15 protein-coding genes are annotated in these 18,729 nt (G+C 64.3%); 4 read left to right on the top strand and 11 right to left on the bottom strand.

The window, feature by feature from the left end; genetic code table 11:
• Positions 1–22 precede the first annotated feature (22 nt).
• From ftsL to E3T27_RS13765, 4 genes are all read right to left on the bottom strand, one after another.
• Positions 23–586 carry a cell division protein FtsL gene (ftsL, locus tag E3T27_RS13780; protein WP_134573393.1) on the bottom strand — a complete coding sequence of 188 codons (564 nt, stop codon included), beginning with the start codon at positions 584–586 and terminating at the stop codon, positions 23–25.
• On the bottom strand, positions 583–1,539 hold the full coding sequence (gene rsmH, locus E3T27_RS13775; protein WP_134573391.1) for a 16S rRNA (cytosine(1402)-N(4))-methyltransferase RsmH: 957 nt from the start codon (positions 1,537–1,539) through the stop codon (positions 583–585). The genes ftsL and rsmH overlap by 4 nt, the downstream gene beginning before the upstream one ends.
• A gap of 99 nt (positions 1,540–1,638) precedes the next feature.
• Positions 1,639–2,070 carry a division/cell wall cluster transcriptional repressor MraZ gene (gene mraZ / locus E3T27_RS13770; protein ID WP_092110083.1) on the bottom strand — a complete coding sequence of 144 codons (432 nt, stop codon included), beginning with the start codon at positions 2,068–2,070 and terminating at the stop codon, positions 1,639–1,641.
• A gap of 278 nt (positions 2,071–2,348) precedes the next feature.
• Entirely contained in the window at positions 2,349–2,726 is a 378-nt protein-coding gene (locus E3T27_RS13765; RefSeq protein WP_104128429.1) for a DUF3040 domain-containing protein, read from the bottom strand.
• Between the two features lie 105 nt (positions 2,727–2,831).
• Here E3T27_RS13765 and E3T27_RS13760 point away from each other — a divergent pair, with 105 nt between their 5' ends.
• Positions 2,832–3,962, top strand: a complete 1,131-nt coding sequence (locus tag E3T27_RS13760; RefSeq protein WP_104196190.1) for a polyprenyl synthetase family protein — start codon at positions 2,832–2,834, stop codon at positions 3,960–3,962.
• 42 nt (positions 3,963–4,004) lie between these two features.
• On the opposite strand, the gene E3T27_RS13755 is transcribed toward E3T27_RS13760, so the two are convergent.
• The gene (locus tag E3T27_RS13755) at positions 4,005–4,337 is read right to left on the bottom strand and encodes an Rv2175c family DNA-binding protein (RefSeq protein WP_369831124.1); all 333 of its coding nucleotides are present in this window, start codon (positions 4,335–4,337) and stop codon (positions 4,005–4,007) included.
• A 205-nt stretch (positions 4,338–4,542) separates the two neighbouring features.
• Here E3T27_RS13755 and E3T27_RS13750 point away from each other — a divergent pair, with 205 nt between their 5' ends.
• Positions 4,543–5,877, top strand: a complete 1,335-nt coding sequence (locus E3T27_RS13750; protein WP_241992259.1) for a LysM peptidoglycan-binding domain-containing protein — start codon at positions 4,543–4,545, stop codon at positions 5,875–5,877.
• A gap of 91 nt (positions 5,878–5,968) precedes the next feature.
• On the top strand, positions 5,969–7,951 hold the full coding sequence (gene pknB / locus E3T27_RS13745) for a Stk1 family PASTA domain-containing Ser/Thr kinase (RefSeq protein WP_134573389.1): 1,983 nt from the start codon (positions 5,969–5,971) through the stop codon (positions 7,949–7,951).
• A gap of 108 nt (positions 7,952–8,059) precedes the next feature.
• Here pknB and E3T27_RS13740 read toward each other — a convergent pair whose 3' ends face one another.
• The 3 genes from E3T27_RS13740 to E3T27_RS13730 form a co-directional block, all read right to left on the bottom strand.
• The gene (locus E3T27_RS13740) at positions 8,060–9,430 is read right to left on the bottom strand and encodes a class II 3-deoxy-7-phosphoheptulonate synthase (protein ID WP_104196187.1); all 1,371 of its coding nucleotides are present in this window, start codon (positions 9,428–9,430) and stop codon (positions 8,060–8,062) included.
• A 100-nt stretch (positions 9,431–9,530) separates the two neighbouring features.
• The gene (locus E3T27_RS13735) at positions 9,531–10,220 is read right to left on the bottom strand and encodes a lysophospholipid acyltransferase family protein (protein WP_104196186.1); all 690 of its coding nucleotides are present in this window, start codon (positions 10,218–10,220) and stop codon (positions 9,531–9,533) included.
• 86 nt (positions 10,221–10,306) lie between these two features.
• Entirely contained in the window at positions 10,307–11,251 is a 945-nt protein-coding gene (locus tag E3T27_RS13730; protein ID WP_104196185.1) for an ROK family glucokinase, read from the bottom strand.
• 174 nt (positions 11,252–11,425) lie between these two features.
• Between E3T27_RS13730 and E3T27_RS13725 the strand changes: the two genes are divergently transcribed.
• A complete protein-coding gene (locus tag E3T27_RS13725; RefSeq protein WP_134573387.1) occupies positions 11,426–13,258 on the top strand; it encodes an AMP-dependent synthetase/ligase in 1,833 nt (610 codons plus the stop codon).
• 71 nt (positions 13,259–13,329) lie between these two features.
• On the opposite strand, the gene def is transcribed toward E3T27_RS13725, so the two are convergent.
• From def to E3T27_RS13710, 3 genes are read right to left on the bottom strand one after another with little or no spacing between them, the layout of a single operon-like run.
• The gene (gene def, locus E3T27_RS13720) at positions 13,330–13,821 is read right to left on the bottom strand and encodes a peptide deformylase (RefSeq protein ID WP_104196183.1); all 492 of its coding nucleotides are present in this window, start codon (positions 13,819–13,821) and stop codon (positions 13,330–13,332) included.
• Positions 13,822–13,874: 53 nt separating this feature from the next.
• Positions 13,875–15,236, bottom strand: a complete 1,362-nt coding sequence (locus tag E3T27_RS13715) for a MinD/ParA family ATP-binding protein (RefSeq protein WP_233200583.1) — start codon at positions 15,234–15,236, stop codon at positions 13,875–13,877.
• A 35-nt stretch (positions 15,237–15,271) separates the two neighbouring features.
• Entirely contained in the window at positions 15,272–18,676 is a 3,405-nt protein-coding gene (locus tag E3T27_RS13710) for a pyruvate carboxylase (RefSeq protein WP_134573385.1), read from the bottom strand.
• Positions 18,677–18,729: the final 53 nt, after the last annotated feature.

The raw sequence follows: 18,729 nt of genomic DNA, 5'->3' as shown, positions 1-18,729 counted from the left end.
CATCATTGTCGACTCGGGGAAACTATCGGGTAGTGGGCGCCGCGAGTCCCGCCGGAACTACCGGTGCGCTCGTGATCGCCAGGGTTTCGCCCGTCCCCGTCGTGTCCTTCGGAAGCGCAGAGAGCGGGGTACTGCCAGCCAACAGGGAGTTGGGAACAAGACTGGCCGCTCCGGCCTGCGAGCCCGACGCTGACGCGGGAGCGCCCAGAACGGCCCCGTCGGACAAACGGAGGTAGACGGGGTTGGAATTGCTGACCATACCCAGGCCCTCGGCATTGGCAGCAAGGCTCTGCGGGGAGGAGACCCGTACGAGGTCTTCACTCACACTGGCGGCCGTGCGGCCGAGCTCGGACTGGCTCGACTGCAGGCTGGAGATTTCATAGGCACCCTGGGAGATGCCGACACTGAGCAACAGCTGGGCCACGATGATGGCTGCCATGCCGGCCACCGCGGTGAGAGCATAGAAGATGCGCGGGCGCGTGCGGCGATTCGGAGCCGCTGAGACCAGACGAAACCCACGCCGTGCCGGCGCCGCGTAGGGTTCGCGTTCGATTGAAAATGACACGCGTGCCAGGTTGTCGCTCATGCGGCGGCCCTTCTCAATCGTTCAGCGGCGCGCAGTCGAACCGGCGTCGCGCGGGGGTTGAATGCTTTTTCTTCGTCGGAGGCCAGTTCAGCGCCGCGCAGCAAAAGGGTGAAGAGTGGTTTGTGTTCGGGCAGTTCCACGGGAAGACCGGCGGGCGCTGTCGAGCCGGATGCCGCGGCGAAGGCCCGCTTGACGATGCGGTCCTCGAGCGACTGGTAGGCCATGACAACGATGCGGCCGCCGACTTGCACGCGGTCGAGCGCGGCCGGAATGGCCCGTTCCAGTACGGCCAGTTCCGAGTTGACCTCGATGCGCAGCGCCTGGAACACACGCTTGGCGGGGTGACCGAGGCGCTGGACGGCGACCGGGGTGGCCTTGGTGATGACGTCGACCAGTTGCGCTGACCGAACGAAGGGAGTCGTTTCGCGGGCTTCGACGATGGCCTTGGCGTAGCGGGCGGAAAGTTTCTCTTCGCCGTAGTCCTGGAAGATACGTTTGAGATCGCGTTCGCTGTAATCGGCGAGGATGCTCTCAGCGGTCAGGCCAGCGGTGCCGTCCATGCGCATGTCGAGCGGGGCATCTTTTGAATAGGAGAAACCACGTTCGACGCGATCGATCTGCAAGCTGGAGACACCAAGGTCGAAGAGCACTCCTGCAACCTCACTGATGCCGAGGCCATCGAGGGCTTCGCCGATACCGTCATAGACGGTGTGCACCAGGTGCACCCGGCCGGCGAAGGCCTTGAGGCGTTCCTCGGCGATGGCGAGGGCTTCGGTGTCGCGGTCTAGTCCAACCAGGGTCAGTTCAGGGAAACGCGCCAGGATCGCCTCGGCGTGGCCCCCCATGCCGAGTGTTGCGTCGACGAGAACGGCGCCGGGTTTTGTGAGCGCCGGGGCAAGCAGCGCAACACAGCGTTCGAGCAGTACCGGGGTGTGAATTTCGTTGCTAGCCATAATGCCGGGCTAGTCCGTGAAGCCTGATTCCCCTCCATTTCGACCTGGCACGGGGGAAGTGTGTCAGGGCAAAAACGGCGGGGAGTCAGGCGCCAGGGGCTAGAAGAGTCCCGGAATCACCTCCTCCGTCGTGTTGGCGTACGAGGTTTCCTGCTCGGCGAGGTACGTGGCCCACGCTTCGCTGTCCCAAATCTCGACTCGGCTGCCAGCACCGATGACGGTCAATTCCCGGTCGAGTCCCGCATAACTGCGGAGGTTGCCGGGGATGGTGACGCGGTTTTGTTTATCCGGTGTTTCCGAGCTCGCGCCCGACAAAAACACCCGGAGGTAGTCCCGAGCCTGCTTGCTCGTGACGGGTGCCTGGCGGATTTTGTCATGCAGCGTTTCGAATTCGCGGGTGCTGAACACGTAGATGCAGTGTTCCTGTCCCCGCGTCATCACCACACCGGTGGAGAGTTCATCCCGAAACTTCGCGGGAAGAATGATGCGACCTTTTTCGTCGAGCCGGGGGGCGTAGGTGCCAAGAAACACGCGCACCCCTTTCTTCCGGCCAGATTCAGGTGTGACTCCACTTTACTCCACCTTCATCCACTGACCTAAGTTTTTTTGAGATCTTTTCTCAAAAAAGCGTCCCGTGCACAGCAAATCATTGAAGAGTAACGGTGGAGGAAAATGGAGCAGCATGGTCAGGAACGCATGCTGACAGCGCCTTTTTGGGCACAAAAAAAGGGCCGATCAGATGATCGGCCCTTCCGAACTGCGAGTTTTTGAACTTTCGGAGCGCGGTGGAGGGCTGGAGTCGGTTGAGATTACTGCCCGTCTTGCCGTCGGTCCCAACGGTCATTCAACCGATCCATGAAGCCCTGGTTGGACTTGGCTTGGGCCGGGCGACGACCGGGCGACGACGGTCCGGGCACCGAACGAATGGCCCGGCCGGGAGTCACGGCGATGAGAACGCCGCCGAACATAATGACGAAGCCGAGGATGCCGAGCCAGAGCTGCGCAATGGCGACGCCGGCGATGAGGGCGACGATGCCAGCTACGGCGAGCAGCACACCGAGCGCGATAGAACGATAGTTCGGGCGAAGCCTGGACACTCCGACGCTGGCGACAAAGTCGGCATCGTTGTGATAAAGGCTGCGCTCCATCTCTTCAAGGAGTCGCTGCTCCTGTTCCGAAAGCGGCATCTCATTCCCTCCAGTTACGGGATCGAGCGGGTGGTTTGACAAATTCGCACCGGGCAAGCTCGACTAGCCTAATTCTAGCCCCGCCGGGATGGCTAGGCTACACGTGTGCCTGAAAGCAAACGCCTGGTCGACTTGGTTCAATCTCGCATCGACGCGTACCTCATGTCCCGCGAGCCAATTGTGACTCTGATCAGCTCCGATTTGACTGCACTCGTCGACTACTCACGGCAGTTTCTCAGCGGTGGAAAACGGTTCCGAGCGCAGTTCTGTTACTGGGGGGCGCAGAGCGTTTTACCGCCTGATTCCGGCCCGGAACAGGTCAGGCCGACGGCGGGCTTGACGGCCCCGGCCGGGTTGGGCGCAATCGTGTCAGCCGCCAGTGCCCTCGAAATTTTTCACGCGGCAGCGCTCGTGCACGACGACATCATCGACAATTCCGATACCCGTCGAGGTGCGCCGAGCGCCCATAAATTATTCGAACGCTTGCACGAGCATGAGGGCTGGGCCGGTGACCCCGCCTCATATGGCCGGGCGTCGGCCATTCTGCTCGGCGACCTGCTGCTGGGCTGGAGCGATGAGCTGCTCGACGAGGGGCTCGAGGAGCTCGCCGATCGGGCCTCCGCCCGGCGTGCCAGGCTCGAGTTCAACTTCATGCGCACCGAGGTCACGGCCGGTCAATACCTCGACATTCTCGAGGAACGCGCCTGGCTGGCCCAGCCGGAGGCGGAACTCCTCGATCGGGCCCTGCGCGTGATCGTCTACAAGTCGGCGAAGTACAGCGTTCAAGCACCGCTCGTGATTGGTGCAGCGCTCGCGGGCGCCTCGACCGTTCAGTTGAACTCGCTGCGCGCATTCGGCCTGCCGCTGGGCATGGCGTACCAGCTGCGCGACGACCTGCTCGGTGTGTTCGGCGACGCCGCCGTGACCGGCAAGCCAAGCGGCGACGACCTGACAGAGGGCAAGCGCACGGTGTTGATCGCACTGGCACGGGAACGCCTGACTGCCACCGACCGAGCATCGCTCGATTCCCAGCTCGGTGACCCAACGCTCGATGCCACACAGATTCGTTCCCTGCAGCAGCTCATCACAGCCAGTGGCGCCGTCGACCGGGTCGAGGCGCTCATCGAATCCCAGGTTACCGAGGCCCTGGCTGCTCTGCACAGCGCGCCCATCGGCACCCGTGCCCGGCAGAAGTTGCTGGAGTTGACCGATCGGGTGACGCGTCGAGCGTTTTGATCGGCAGCGGCAGTACGCCGGCCTGTTGAGTCGAACCGCTGTCTAAGCCAGGGCTTGGGCGACCCGACGCACTTCGGCCTTGCGGCCGGCTCGGAGGGCTTCGATCGGCGGCACCCCCAGGCTGTCGTCGACCTCGAGTAGCCAGGTCATGGCCTGCATGTCCGTGAATCCGTCGTCGGCCAGCACGAACAGCGTGCCGCGAAGTTCGGGTACGGGAGCGCCGTCTCGCAGGAACAGGGCCGGAACCGACACGACGTTGTCGCGCCGGATGGCCAGGAGGTATTTGTCATCGATCAGGTGCCGCACGCGGCTCTGGCTCATTCCGAGCAGGTTGACTAGGGCAGGAATAGTAAGCCACTCGGGCTCTGAAGACACGTCACTCACGCGTTTAGCTTCCCACGATTTGGGGCCGCGGCAAAACTTCACGGCACTATTTAGTCGTGAACGGGCCATCTCAGGTCGCCTGGTCAATTGACTCCCTCTCATAATTGTGAAAACCTCGCTGTGGGGAATGCTGCATTCGACCCGAAGCTGTACCCGCTATCTGGATCACGCGCGTGCGCACAATGAACGGAGCACCATGTCGACCAAGGTGAACACGAATACGGCGGATGCCGCGGCATCCGCCGCTCGAAATGCGGCCGTTGACGACGCAGGCAGCGTCGCCGTCTCCGGTCGCAGCTTCGTCGGTATCGACGCCGCGGCAAAGCGGCGTGCGAAGAAGCCCAGTGACCGGCGGTCCCTCGCGGCAGCGATGACCGTGCCAATCGTGCTGGTCAGTACCCTCGCGATCAGCCTCAACCTGGCCGCTCCAGCCCAGGCACAGGCCTTGGCGAAGAAGCCGCTCAAGTCCAAGCTCGCCGAGACCAGCCCCGTAGGAATGGTGGCCGCGGTGGCCGCCGCCGTCCAGGTTGCCCCTGCCCGGTACTCGGTCGTGGATGGCGACACCGTGAGCGGCATCGCTGCCCGGTTCGGCTTGTCGACGGCGGTCGTGCTGGCACTGAACGGTCTCGATTCCCGGGCCCTGATCTTTCCGGGCCAGGTTTTGACCCTGGCCCCGGCGGCGGCGCCAGCCACCGTCGTGGCCGCGCCGGCAGCATCCGCTTCGTACTCGGTGCAAAGCGGCGACACCATCAGCGGCATCGCTGCCGCCCATTCGCTGAAGACCGCCGACATTCTCAGCGCCAACGGACTGAACGGGCGCAGCGTCATCTACCCCGGACAGCTCATCCTCCTCGCGGCGTCTCCAGCGCTGGAGTCGGCGGCGTATGTCGTGCCGGTCACCGAGATCGCCGCAGCAGCCACCCATACCATCGCCATGGGCGACACCATCACCGCAGTGGCTGACGCGGCCGGGGTGAGCGTGCAGGCGGTGCTCGACGCTAATGGCCTGGGCTGGTCGAGCATCATCTATCCGGGACAGGTCTTGACTCTGCCGGTCACGCCGGCACCGGCATCCGTCTCAGCAGCTGCACTAATTCCCGTGGCGACGGCGGGTCTCGTGACTCCCATGTCAGAGGAGATGCGGCAGAACGCCCAGACGATCGTGGCCGTTGGGCGGGGAGCCGGTGTGAGCGATGCCGGTCTCGTCGTCGCACTGGCCGCGGCCGCCCAGGAATCCGGGCTGCGGAATGTGGACTACGGCGATCGGGATTCCCTCGGCCTGTTCCAACAACGCCCGAGTGCCGGCTGGGGTACGCCGGAGCAGGTGATGGATCCCGTGCGGGCCAGCCTCGCCTTTTTCGGCGGGGCAAGCAACCCGAACCCGGACGTGACCCGCGGTCTGCTCGATATCGCGGGTTGGGAGTCGATGACTGTGACCCAAGCTGCCCAGGCCGTGCAAATATCGGCCTACCCGGACTATTACGCCAAGTGGGAAACGTCAGCGCAGGCATGGCTGTCCCAAATCGGCTAGCTTGGCAGTTGACCCTGTGGCCCCCGACTTGGCTGGCGCCCTTCTGCGCGCCGCGCGCCTTGGCCGCCGCCGATTTCCGTAGAATCTAGGAGTGAGCGTTCCTGCGACCGACCCGATGATAGGCCGTCTTATTGACGGCCGGTATCAAGTGCGCTCGCGTATCGCGCGCGGCGGCATGGCCACGGTCTACCTGGCCACCGATCTGCGCCTCGAACGCCGGGTCGCGATCAAGATCATGCATGGCCATCTCGCCGACGACAGCGCGTTCAAGGTCCGCTTCATTCAGGAGGCCCGGTCGGCCGCCCGGCTCGCCCACCCCAACGTCGTGAACGTCTTCGACCAGGGTCAGGACGCGGACATGGCCTATCTCGTGATGGAGTACCTTCCCGGAATCACCCTTCGGGACCTGCTGACGGATTACGGTCGCCTCACCCCCGAGCAGACGCTCGATATTCTCGAAGCCGTGCTCAGCGGGCTGGCCGCCGCCCACAAGGCGGGTATCGTGCACCGCGATGTCAAGCCCGAGAACGTGCTGCTCGCCGATGACGGCCGCATCAAGATCAGCGATTTCGGCCTGGCGCGCGCGGTCAACAACAACACCGCGACCGGCCAGGCCCTGCTCGGAACCATCGCCTATCTTTCTCCCGAGCTCGTCACCCGCGGTATCGCGGATGCACGCAGCGATATCTATGCCCTCGGCATCATGACCTTCGAAATGCTCACCGGTGAGCAACCCTATGTGGGCGAGGCACCGATGCAGATTGCGTACCAGCACGCCAACGACACCGTGCCGATGCCGAGCAGCAAGGTCGCCTCCGTTCCCCGCGAACTCGACGAACTCGTGCTCTGGGCTACTGCGCGCGACCCAGAAGATCGTCCCCGAGATGCCAGAGTCATGCTCGATCAACTGCATGACGTGAGCGCGCTGGTACGCGACGGTACTCAGGAATTGGCTTTGCAGTCGACCATGGTGCTGCCCGCCAGCCTGCGCACCGGCGCGAACGCTGTTGCGGATGCCGAAACGCAGGTTCTCGGCGCCAAGCTCGCTTCCACCAGACCTCCCGCCGCGACCTTGCTCGGTATTCACCCGGTCGGCACCGGTCCGGTCGATCCGCCCGACAGCGGCGACCTGCTGACGCAGAAAGCACACAAGCGCAAGCGCCGCGGGTTCTGGCTTTTCGCCCTCGTTATTCTCATCGCCGTTGCCCTTGGCGGTACCGGTTGGTATTTCGGTTCGGGCCCGGGGTCAGACGTGTCCGTCCCGAACTTCGTGTCGGCCTCCCCCGAGGCAGCGTCGACGCAGTTGACCGAACTCGGTCTGATCCCGAAGCTCGGCGGCGCATTCAGCGCCACGATCGCCGAGGGGCTCGTCATCGGCACCGATCCGGATACCGGCAGCCGGGTTCCGCAAGACAGCACGGTCACGATCATCGTCTCCCAGGGCCTGCAGCCCATCACGCTGCCCGCCCTGGCCGGTTTGACGCAGGAGGCGGCATCCGCTGCCATCACCGATCTGAAAGCCGTGGTGGGCAGCGTCGATCCGGTCTTCAACGGCGATGTGGCCGAGGGATCACTCATTTCGGCGAGCAAGGAATCTGATGGCGCCGACCTATCGGCCGGCGGCGAGTACTTCGAAGGCCTGACCGTGAATCTCGTCGTGTCGCTCGGCTCCATTCCCAACGTCGACGGCAAGACCGTGGCCGAGGCCACCGACATTCTGGTCGGCAAGAACCTGCTCGTGGTCTCGGGTGAGCAGACGTACAGCGACACGATCGCGGAGGGCGACGTCATCGGCGCGCAGGTGCCCGATGGCACCATTCGCGCGGGCGCTACCCTCACCCTGGTCATCTCCCGCGGCCCAGAGCCGGTCACAGTGCCCAATGTCGTCGGCATGTCCTGGACCGACGGCAAGAACGCCCTGACCGCGCTCGGCTTCAAACTGACCTACAACCCGGGCGCGGATGCACCGATCTACTCCTCGCTCATTCAGGTAGCATCGACAGATCCAGCAGCCGGTACGTCATTGCCTAAGGGCAGCACGATATCGCTCAAGCCGACGAACCCGTTCGGCTGATCCCGGGCGACTGATCCCGGGCGACTGATCCCGGGCCCACCTTACGGCCGTGGGCCCAGTTTATAAACTGGGCCCACGGACGGGGCCCGGGCCCCGTCCGAAGAGGAGCTAGCGGGCGGCGAGTTCCTCGGCCACCAGGAAGGCGAGCTCGAGGGACTGCATGTGGTTGAGGCGCGGGTCGCAGAGCGACTCGTACCGGGTCGCCAGGGCGGCCTCGTCGATGTGCTCGGAACCGCCGAGGCACTCCGTGACGTCGTCGCCGGTGAGCTCGACATGGATTCCACCGGGGTGAGTTCCAACGGCACGGTGTGCTTCGAAGAAGCCCTTGACCTCGTCGACGACGTCGTCGAAACGACGCGTCTTGTAACCGGTCGGCGTGGTGACGCCGTTGCCGTGCATCGGGTCGCTGACCCACAGCGGCGTCGCTTCGCTGGCCTTGATGGCCTCGAGCAGCGGCGGCAGGGCGTCGCGCACCTTGCCGGCGCCCATGCGGGTGATGAAGGTCAGGCGGCCGGGTTCGCGGTTCGGGTCGAGCTTGTCAACGAGTCGCAACATGTCGTCCGTCGAGGTGGTCGGGCCGAGCTTGACGCCGATCGGGTTGCGTACGCGTGACAAAAAGTCCACGTGTGCGCCGTCGAGGTCGCGGGTGCGCTCGCCGATCCAGATGAAGTGGGCCGAGGTGTTGTACGGCGTTCCGGTGCGCGAGTCGATGCGGGTCATCGGCCGCTCGTAGTCCATCAGCAGGCCTTCGTGGCTGGTGTAGAACTCGGTGCGACGCATGGCCTCGAAGTCAGCACCACAGGCGATCATGAACTTGATCGCGCGGTCGATCTCCTTGGCAACTTTTTCGTACTGCTGGTTGGCCGGGTTAGCGGCAAAACCCTGATTCCAGCTGTGCACCTGGCGCAGGTCAGCAAAGCCACCCTGCGTGAACGCGCGAATGAGATTGAGGGTCGAAGCTGACGTGTGGTACGCCTTGACCAACCGGTCTGGGTCGGCCTCGCGCGACTCGGGCGTGAACGGGTACCCGTTGACGATGTCGCCGCGGTACGCCGGAAGCGTCACGTCGCCGCGCGTCTCAAAGTCGCTCGAGCGAGGCTTGGCGAACTGTCCGGCCATGCGCCCCATCTTGATCACCGGCATCGAGGCACCATAGGTGAGCACAACGGCCATCTGCAGCACGGTTTTCACGCGATTGCGGATCTGATCGGCCGTGGCGCCGCTGAAGGTCTCGGCGCAGTCGCCGCCCTGCAGCAGAAAGCCCTGCCCGCCCGCGGCCTGAGCGAGCCGGTCGCGCAGAATGTCGACCTCACCGGCGAAAACCAGCGGCGGCTGGGTCTCCAGCTCGGCGGATGCCGCCGCCACCTTGGCCGCGTCGGGCCAGGTGGGCTGCTGCTTGATCGGCAGCGTGCGCCAGTGGTCGAGTCCCGTGATGACAGAGGCTTCTGCGGCAACGATGGGCTCGGTGGGGTCTACCACGGGATAGTTCCTGTTTTCTCTGCTGGGCCGTACAACGTGTACCGACCCGAAATGGATGAGGTGCTGCACCGCCACAAGCGCGGACAGCACTTCAGGCAGCTTATCGCGAAAGGCTGGCCCGCTTCTCCTTGACCGAGGAAGCGTAGACGTCGACGTACTCCTGCGTGCTCAGTCGCTGCAACTCGTACATGAGCTCGTCGGTGACGCTGCGCAGGACGAATCGGTCCCCCGCCATGCCCGCGAACCGGGTGAAGTCGAGCGGTTTGCCGATCACAATGCCGATGCGACGCACCCGGGGAACGCGCGTGCCGGTCGGCATCGCCTTCTCGGTATCGATCATGGCCACCGGAATGACCGTCACGCCCGATTCCAGTACCATTCGGGCCACACCGGTGCGTCCGCGATAGAGGCGAGCGTCGGGGCTGCGGGTGCCCTCGGGATAGATGCCGAGGATACGGCCTTCGCCGAGCACTCGCAGGCCGGTGTTCAGCGAATCCTCCGAGGCCTTACCGCCGGAGCGATCGATGGGGAGCTGCCCCGCCGCGGTGAGAAACTGCCGCGTGGCCCAGCCTTTGAGACCCGTGCCGGTGAAATAGTCGCTCTTGGCGAGAAACGCAACACGGCGCGGCACGACGAGCGGCAGAAACACCGAGTCGATGAACGACAGGTGGTTGCTGGCTAAGATCACCGGGCCGGTCCTCGGAATGTTCTCCAGGCCGATGATCCACGGGCGAAACAGCGAGAGCAATAACGGGCCGATGACGATGTTCTTCATGACCCAATAGAACATTCGCACTCCTTTATCCGACCTCGAAAGCTTAGTCCGCCTGCCACAGCAAAGTAGATGCCGCGCCCGGCCCCGCCCACGGCATCCGTTCAGCGCACCGCGTGTATTCGGGCGAGGTCGGCCGCGCCGACCACACCGGCGTCATTGACGAGCTGGGCAATGGCGAACTCCGCTTCCGGATGGTAGCCACGGGCGGGGAGAAAATCGAGGTAGGCCGCGCGAATCGGCTCGAGCAACAGGTCGCCAGCCGCGGCTACTCCCCCGCCGAACACGAACACCTGCGGATCGAGCACGGCGCCGAGGCTGGCGCAGGCTTGCCCGAGGGCACCGCCCAGCTGACGCAGTGCCGCGAGAGCGCCGCCGTCGCCGTCCTGAATCAGCCGCCCCACCTCTTTGCCGGTGAGTTTGCCGCGTCGTTCACGGACTGCGGCCAGGCCCAGGCCGATACCGCCGGCATCGGCGAATTCGTTGGCGATCCGCAGCAGCGCCCGACCTGAGCCGTACTGCTCCAGGCAGCCATGGGCTCCGCAACCACAGGGAAGCCCGTCCGGAACGACCCGGAGGTGACCCAGTTCGGCGCCCGCGCCGAAACCTCCGCGGAACAGGGCGTTGCCCGTCACGATCGCGCCGCCCACGCCTGTTCCGACGGTCAGGGTGACCATGTCGGTGTACGCGCGACCGGCACCAAAGCGAAACTCTGCCCAGCCGGCCGCGTTGGCATCGTTTTCGATAATGATGGGCAGGTCGAGTCGAGCCTCGAGCTTGTCGCGGAACGGCTCATTGCGCCAGTTGATATTCGGTGCGTAGTACACGGTCGACTGGGCAGAGTCGATGAAACCGGCGGCAGCGACCCCGGCAGCAACAACGTCTTCGCCCTCGGACAGCGCCAGCACCATCGCCACGACGGCATCTTCGATCTCATCCGGGTTGCCCGGCGTGGTCGGCTGCCGGTCAGACCGGATGATGGTGCCCGCCTCGTCGACCAGTGCTCCGGCAATTTTGGTGCCCCCGATATCGATACCTATGGCGCGCACGGGCCACCTTTCTTTCTCGGCCTGAGAAAAGCTGCGTCCGTGGGCCGGACCGCCACGCAGGACACCGTCTAGAGTGTACTAAACCAGTTTGCCGCTGGACGAAACACCCGCTCACCGAAGGATTCTCTCGCGACTGCGCGGTGGGTACGTTCAGCCGGTACCAAAGGAGTTGCCGTGAAACAGTTTGATATGCCCGCCGTCGTTCCCGCCGATCCTGGCGCCAACATCACCGATCTTCTGATGGATCGTCTTACCGCGACTCCCGATCTGGCACTGTTCTCACTGCCACGTGGCGGCCAATGGCAACCCGTCACCACTCGGGAGTTTCATGCGCAGGTCGTGGCGTTGGCCAAAGGCTTCGTTGCCGCCGGCATTGAGCCCGGCGACAAGATCGGGCTCATCTGCAAGACCCGCTACGAGTGGACCTTGATCGACTTCGCGGTATGGTTCGCCGGAGCAATTCTGGTGCCGGTCTACGAGACCAGTTCACCCAAACAGGTGCAGTGGAACCTGAGCGACTCCGGCGCTATGGCGGTCATCGTCGAAACCGCCGATCACTTCGCCCGCTTTGATGAGGTGCATCCGGAGCTGCCCGACATCCGCTCGGTCTGGCAGATCGATCTGGGCGACCTCGACAAGCTCGTCGCCGGGGGCGTCGTCGTGACGGATGCGGAAATCGAACGCCGCCGTAATCTCGCCGTGGGCGATGATATGGCGACCCTCATCTACACTTCCGGTTCGACCGGCAAGCCCAAGGGCTGCGTGCTCACCCACGCGAACTTTCTCGAGACCAGCCGCAATGCCGCGGTCGCGCTCAAGGAGGTACTGGTTCACCCCGAAGGCGCCTCGACCCTCTTGTTCATCACCACCGCCCACGTCTTCGCGCGTTTCATCTCGGTCTTGTGCGTGCACGCGGGGGTGCGGGTCGGCCACCAGGGCGACACCAAGACGCTCCTGGCCGCGCTGGGCAGCTTTCAACCGACCTTTTTACTCGCGGTACCTCGGGTCTTCGAAAAGGTCTACAACTCGGCCCAGCAGAAGGCCATCGCCGGCGGTAAGGGCAAAATCTTCGATGCTGCCGCGCATGTGGCGGTCGAGCATTCCCAGCTGGTGCAGGCGGGAACATCGATTCCGCTCGGGATGAAGATCAAATTCGCGCTGTTCGACAAGCTGGTTTACAGCAAATTGCGTGCGGCCATGGGCGGCAAGGTCGTCTGGGCGGTCTCCGGCTCCGCCCCGCTCGGCGCCCACCTCGGCCACTTCTTCAAGAGCCTCGGCATCGTCATTCTGGAGGGCTACGGCCTGACCGAAACGACTGCCCCCGCCAATGTGGGCCTGGCTACGCGGGCTAAGATCGGCACCGTCGGACCCCCACTGCCCGGCGTCTCGGTGCGCGTCATGGACGACGGCGAGATCGAGGTCAAGGGCGTCAACGTTTTCAAGGAGTACTGGAATAACCCACAGGCCACCGCAGACACTTTTAACGACGGATGGTTGAAGACCGGCGACATCGGCGACTTCGATTCCGACGGCTATCTCACCATCACCGGGCGTAAGAAAGAGATCATCGTCACAGCCGGTGGCAAGAACGTGGCACCGGCCGCCCTGGAAGACCCCATTCGCGCGAATCCGCTCATCAGCCAGGTCATCGTTGTGGGCGACCAAAAGCCGTTCATCGGCGCGCTCATCACCCTCGACCCCGACATGCTGCCGGTCTGGCTCAACAACAACCGCGAGGATGCCGGCATGTCGCTCGCGCAGGCATCCGTCAACAAAGCCGTGCTCGCCGAAGTCCAGCGCGCAGTCGACCATGCCAACGAGGGTGTGTCGCGGGCGGAGTCGATTCGCAAATTCACGGTGCTCGCTCTTGAGCTCACCGAGGACAGCGGGCACCTGACGCCGAAAATGAGCATCAAACGCAACGTTATTCTGCGTGATTTCGCCGGCGAGATCGACGCGATGTATTCGGGGGCGCCGGTGACCGAGGGCATCTCGCTGCGCGAGTAGCGTGGCCGCTGGGCTCCGCCCTCATTTCACAGGCACTCGAGACTTCGCTCGGTCCACCTGTGATTGCGGGGCTAAAACCAGGTGGACTCCCGGATTTCCTTCATCGCGGCCTTGCGGTTGGTTTTGTCGAGGCGGTCGATGTAGAGAAAGCCGTCGAGGTGATCGGTTTCGTGTTGCAGGGCTTGCGCCATGATGCCGGTGCCGGAGAGTTCGACCGGATTGTTGTCGAGGTCGATGCCGGTGACTCGGGCGAACGGGTAGCGCTTGGTGGGGTACCAGAGGCCGGGAACGGAGAGGCAGCCCTCGTCGACGAGTTCGGGTTCGCCGGAGAGTTCGACGACCGTGGGGTTGAGAATGTAGCCGATGACACCGTCGACGTTGTAGCTGAAGGCGCGCAGGTTGGTTCCGATCTGCGACGCTGCAACGCCGGCCCGACCGGGCAGTCGCACGCTGTCGATCAAGTCCTGTACGAGGCCGCGTACCCGGTCGTCGATCCTGTTGATGGGATCGGAGACGGTCTTCAGCACCGGATCTCCGAAGAGACGGATCTGGCGTTCGGGCACGGGGAAACTCCTCGGTAGGGCGGCTGGTGAACGGCGAGTGAGTCGGCGGCCGGCTAAAGGTTGCGGTCGGCGGGGAGGCCCTCAACGACGAGCTCGGCGAGGGTGCGTGCGGCCAGCCGAGTGATCGGCTTCAGGTCCTTGTACGACACGACGCTGCCGGCGGCGAGTTGCGGGTCATAGGGAATCCGCACGATTTCGCGCACGCGGGAGCGAAAGTGCGCCTCGATCTCTTCAAGCCGAACCAGATTAGTGCCCTGGGTGGCCGTGTTGATCGCGACGATCGCGTTACGCACCAGCTCGCCGTATCCGTTTGCTTCGAGCCAGGTGAGCGTCTCAGAGGCCAAACGTGCCTCGTCGACGCTGCCGCCGGAGACGATCACGATGGAGTCGGCGCGCTGCAGCGTAGCCCGCATGACCGAATGCACGATGCCGGTGCCGCAGTCGGTGAGCGCGATCGAGTAGTACCGGGCGGCCAGATCGGCGACGACGTTGTAGTCGTTCTCATCGAATGCTTCCGAGAGCAACGGGTCGGTATCGGAGGCGAGAATGTCGAGGCGGGTCTCGTCGCGGGAGACCAGAGAGGAAAAGTCAGTGAAGTTGCCGATCGACGCGGCCTTCGAGACGACGTCGCGAACAGTCGAGCGTGTCTGCTTGCTGACGCGTTCGGACAGCGTGCCGCGGTCGGGATTGGCGTCGATGGCAATAATACGGTCGTCGCGGGCGTCGGCCAGGGCCATGCCGAGCAGGGTCGTGACGGTGGTCTTGCCCACGCCACCCTTGCGGGTGAGGATCGGCACGAACCGCGTACCGCCGTCAAACTGGCGACGAATGCGCTCATCCATTTCTTTATATGCCCGCACCTTGGCGGAGTCACCGAGGTTGACCAGGTGCAGCGTCAGCGCGTAGACAAATTCAGGCCAGACGCCCTGCGGCGCTTTGCGGGTCTTGCGGTTGACCGCGAGAAGGCGATCAGACGTGAGCATGGACGCGGACTCGGGGGCTGTGCTGTTTTCGGTGCGGATGCGGTCGCGCCGGACAGAAGAGGCAGCATCCGCTCGTGAAAGTGATTCGATGGCAAAACTGGCGCCGGCTGCTCGGGTCGGCGCTGGCGTTGAGATTTCGACGGTGTGCGTGGATGGGGCCGACACGATACGCGTTGTCTCGATTCCGTTGCCCGCTACAAAAGACGGCCGAACGGCTGCAGCCACCGAGCGTCGGGGCCCGAACGTCACCTCGATCGGAACGCTCAGGCTCTCGGGCAATGACGCGGCGAGGTTGTCGATCGTGTGCGGCGGTAGCTCACTGTGGTAGTCGTCACCCTGCGTGTCGAAATTATCGCGCTCGTCGCGGGTTCGCTTTGCGGCAGACACCGGGCGGGCGGGCGCGCTCTGGTCGTCAGTACGTTTGTCTGGCACGGTACATCCTCAACTGGTCGATATCGGCATTAATCTTAGCGTGGACGCACCGTCACGAGCAGATCGCCCGCATCGACCTGCTGGGTGAGCGGGATGGCGACGCGTTCGATGGTCCCGGCGATGGGCGAGGTAATCGCCGCTTCCATCTTCATGGCTTCGATCGAAGCGACGCTTTGGCCAGCTTCGACGTGCGCGCCCTCCTCGACCTGCAGGGTGACCACGCCGGAGAAGGGTGCGGCGATCTGGCCGGGCTGGTTGGCATCAGCTTTCTCGGCGGCCTTGGTCTGCACGGTGATGCTGGTGTCACGCACGAACACCGGGCGCAGCTGGCCGTTGAGAATGGTCATAACGGTGCGCATGCCCTTGTCGTCGGCTTCACCGATCGCTTCAAGGCCCACGTAGAGCCGCACACCCTTGGCGATTTCGACGGCGTGCTCCTGGCCCTGCTGAAGGCCGTAGAGGTAGTCGACGGTATCGACAACCGAGAGGTCGCCGTAGCTCTCCCTGACTTGTTGGAATTGGCGGGTCGGCGCGGGGAACAACAACTGGTTGAGCATCGCGCGACGTTCGAGGCTCGAGGCGCCGAGCGCGGCGCGCTCCCCCGCGGTGATCTCGGTGATGCCGACGCGCACTTCACGTCCCGCGAGTACCTTGGAACGAAACGGCTCGGGCCAGCCGCCGGGCAGGTCCCCGAGCTCGCCCGCCATGAAGCCGATGACCGAGTCGGGGACATCGTAGTTGCCCGGGTTTTGCTCGAAATCGGCCGGATCGGCCTTCACCGCGGCCAGGTACAGGGCCAAGTCACCGACCACCTTCGACGAGGGAGTGACCTTGGGCACCCGGCCGAGGATGCCGTTCGCGGCGGTATACATGTCTTCGATGAGTTCGAAGTGGTCGGCGAGCCCGAGCGCGACGGCCTGGGTGCGCAGGTTCGACAGCTGGCCGCCTGGAATCTCATGCGAGTACACCCGGCCGGTCGGTGCCGACAGGCCCGATTCGAACGGAGCGTAGAGGGTGCGCACGGCTTCCCAGTAGGGCTCGAGGTCAGTTGTGGCCCGGAGCGAAATACCCGTGTCGCGTTCGGTGTGGGCGAGAGCGGCTACGAGGGAGGATGCAGACGGCTGGCTGGTCGTGCCGGCCATGGGAGCGGATGCCACATCGACAGCGTCGGCGCCGGCCCGGGCTGCGGCCAGCAGCGTCGCGAGCTGGCCACCCGGAGTGTCGTGGGTGTGCACGTGAACGGGCAGGTCGAAGCGTTCCCGGAACGCCGCCACGAGCTTCTCAGCGGCGCTCGGCCGGAGTAACCCGGCCATGTCCTTGATGCCGATCACGTGAGCGCCGCTTTCGACGATCTGATCGGCCAGGCGCAGGTAGTAGTCAAGGGTGTAAAGCTTTTCGGCCGGGTCGAGCAAATCGCCGGTGTAACAGACGGCCACCTCGGCCAGCGCGGTACCGGTAGCAAGCACGGCGTCGATAGCCGGCCGCATCTGCGACACGTCGTTCAGGGCATCGAAGATGCGGAAGATGTCCACACCCGTGGCGGTCGCCTCGCGCACAAACGCGTCGGTAACCTCGGTCGGGTACGGGGTGTAACCCACAGTGTTACGGCCGCGCAGCAGCATCTGCAGGTTGATGTTCGGCAGGGCCTCGCGCAGGCTCGCAAGGCGTTCCCAGGGGTCTTCGCCAAGAAAACGCAGCGCCACGTCGTAGGTTGCGCCGCCCCACGCTTCGACCGAGAGCAACTGCGGCGTCAGCCGGGCGACATAGGGCGCCACGGCCACGAGGTCCTTGGTGCGTACCCGTGTCGCCAGCAGCGACTGGTGGGCATCCCGGAAGGTGGTGTCGGTCACGGCCAACGCGGTCTGCGCGCGCAGATCAGCGGCGAACCGGGTCGGTCCGAGCAGTTGCAGCTTCTGTCGGGAACCGTCGGGGGCTGGCTGGGTGATGTCAAGCTGTGGCAGCTTGTCACGCGGGTGCGCCGTGGTCGGCGGCGCGCCGTTGGGCTGGTTGACGGTGACCTCGGCCAGCCAGTTGAGAATCTTGGTGCCACGGTCCTTGGACTCCCGACCGCGCAGCAGCTCCGGGCGCTCGTCGATGAACGAGGTACTGAGGTCGCCAGCTGCGAAGTCCGCGTCGTCGAGCACGGCCTGCAGGAACGAAATATTGGTGGAGACGCCGCGGATTCGGAACTCGGCCAGCGCGCGCTTGGACCGCACGACGGCGGCCGCATAGTCGCGGCCTCGGCAGGTGAGTTTGGCGAGCATCGAGTCGAAGTGCGGGCTGATCTGCGCGCCCGTGTTGATGGTTCCACCATCCAGGCGGATGCCGGCGCCGCCGGGTGAACGATAGGTGGTGATTTTACCGGTGTCGGGGCGGAACCCGGCCGCGGGGTCTTCAGTTGTGATGCGGCACTGCAGGGCCGCGCCGCGCAGGCGGATCTCCCCCTGGGTCAGACCGATCTGTTCGAGGGTCTCCCCCGCCGCGATGCGCATCTGCGCCTGCACGAGGTCGACATCGGTGACCTCTTCAGTCACGGTGTGCTCCACTTGGATGCGGGGGTTCATTTCGATGAAGACGTGCTGCCCGGCGCGTTCCCCAACGGTATCGAGCAGAAACTCGACGGTCCCGGCGTTGACGTAGCCGATCGACCGGGCGAACTTGATGGCGTCAGCGTAGAGCTGAACCCGAATTTCATCGCTCAGGTTCGGCGCCGGAGCGATTTCAATCACTTTCTGGTGCCGACGCTGCACCGAACAGTCGCGCTCGAACAGGTGCACGGTCTCGCCGGAAGCGTCCGCCAGAATCTGCACCTCGATGTGCCGGGGCCGCAGCACCGCAGCCTCCAGGAACATCGTCGGGTCGCCAAAGGCACTGGTGGCCTCACGCATGGCCTCTTCAAGCGCTCCCCGCAACTCGCTTTTCTTTGCCACCCGGCGCATGCCACGCCCGCCACCGCCGGCGACGGCCTTGGCAAAAATGGGAAAGCCGATTTCATCGGCCTGGCTGATCAAGAGTTCGACATCGGTCGACGGCTGCGTCGACTTCAATACCGGTACGCCGGCCGCGATGGCGTGTTCCTTTGCGGTGACCTTGTTGCCGGCCATTTCGAGTACGTCAGCGCCCGGGCCGATGAACGTGATGCCGGCAGCGGCGGCTGCATCGGCTAGCTCCGGGTTCTCCGACAGAAAGCCGTAGCCGGGGTAGATGGCGTCGGCGCCACATTCCTGGGCAACGCGAATGATTTCACTCACGTCGAGATAGGCCCGAACCGGATGCCCCACCTCACCAATCTGGTACGCCTCATCCGCCTTCAGGCGGTGCAATGAATTGCGATCCTCGAACGGAAACACCGCCACGGTCTTTGCTCCGAGCTCGTAAGCCGCGCGCATGGCACGGATCGCGATCTCGCCGCGGTTGGCAACAAGGATTTTTTCAAACATGCAAGCCTTTCGAGGGCGTACTCAGCGCACAGCTAACGGTTAGGTTCTCTAAC

The sequence above is a fragment of the Cryobacterium lyxosi genome (assembly GCF_004403345.1).
GTDB classification, from domain to species: domain Bacteria; phylum Actinomycetota; class Actinomycetes; order Actinomycetales; family Microbacteriaceae; genus Cryobacterium; species Cryobacterium lyxosi.
The sequence above is the reverse complement of the archived record's forward strand: the minus strand, read 5'-3'. Positions and strand labels throughout refer to the sequence as shown.

Coding starts and splice junctions, on each gene's coding strand:
- ftsL (WP_134573393.1), bottom strand. CDS start 586: ATGAGCGACAACCTGGCACGCGTGTCATTTTCAATCGAACGCGAACCC.
- rsmH (WP_134573391.1), bottom strand. CDS start 1,539: ATGGCTAGCAACGAAATTCACACCCCGGTACTGCTCGAACGCTGTGTT.
- E3T27_RS13765 (WP_104128429.1), bottom strand. CDS start 2,726: ATGCCGCTTTCGGAACAGGAGCAGCGACTCCTTGAAGAGATGGAGCGC.
- E3T27_RS13750 (WP_241992259.1), top strand. CDS start 4,543: ATGTCGACCAAGGTGAACACGAATACGGCGGATGCCGCGGCATCCGCC.
- E3T27_RS13735 (WP_104196186.1), bottom strand. CDS start 10,220: ATGTTCTATTGGGTCATGAAGAACATCGTCATCGGCCCGTTATTGCTC.
- E3T27_RS13710 (WP_134573385.1), bottom strand. CDS start 18,676: ATGTTTGAAAAAATCCTTGTTGCCAACCGCGGCGAGATCGCGATCCGT.